Below are 541 nucleotides of genomic sequence, written 5' to 3' on the forward strand. Positions count from 1 at the left end.
GCCTCCACCTGGTCGCGCAGCTCGCGATGCGAAAAGCCGTCGGCGGTGAAGCCGTAGATGATGCCGAAGGTCTCGCCGAAATCATCGTTGAAGCCCGGGCCGATCACGCCCTGCGGCAGCTGGCCGCGCATGTCGCCCACGCGCTTGCGCACCTCGTACCACATGTCCGGCACGATGCGGGCGGGCGTGGCCCCCTTGAGGTTCACGAAGATCGTGGTGACGCCGGCGCTGGTGTAGCTGCGGACGTCGTCGATGTTCGGCGTCTCCTGCAGGGTGCGCTCGATGCGCTCGGTCACCTGCTGCAGCGTCTCCTCCAGCGTCGCCCCCGGCCAGGCGGCCTGGACGATCATGGTGCGGAAGGTGAAGGCGGGGTCCTCGTTGCGGCCCAGCTTCAGGAAGACCAGGCAGCCCGCGATAACGGCGACCAGCATGAAATAGACCATCAGCGACTTTCGGCCGATGGACCATTCGGAAAGGTTCGGCCCGATCACGACGCGGCGCCAAGCAGCCGGATCTTCTGGCCCGGACGCAGCGCCTGCAC

1 protein-coding gene is annotated in these 541 nt (G+C 67.1%); it reads right to left on the reverse strand.

Going from position 1 to position 541, the window contains the following annotated elements:
• Positions 1-491 (reverse strand): efflux RND transporter permease subunit (locus AC1DWF_RS37915; protein ID WP_476843555.1); only part of this gene is annotated, 491 nt, incomplete at its 3' end.
• Positions 492-541 lie beyond the last annotated feature (50 nt).

This window comes from Aminobacter sp. P4_D5 (assembly GCF_056401815.1).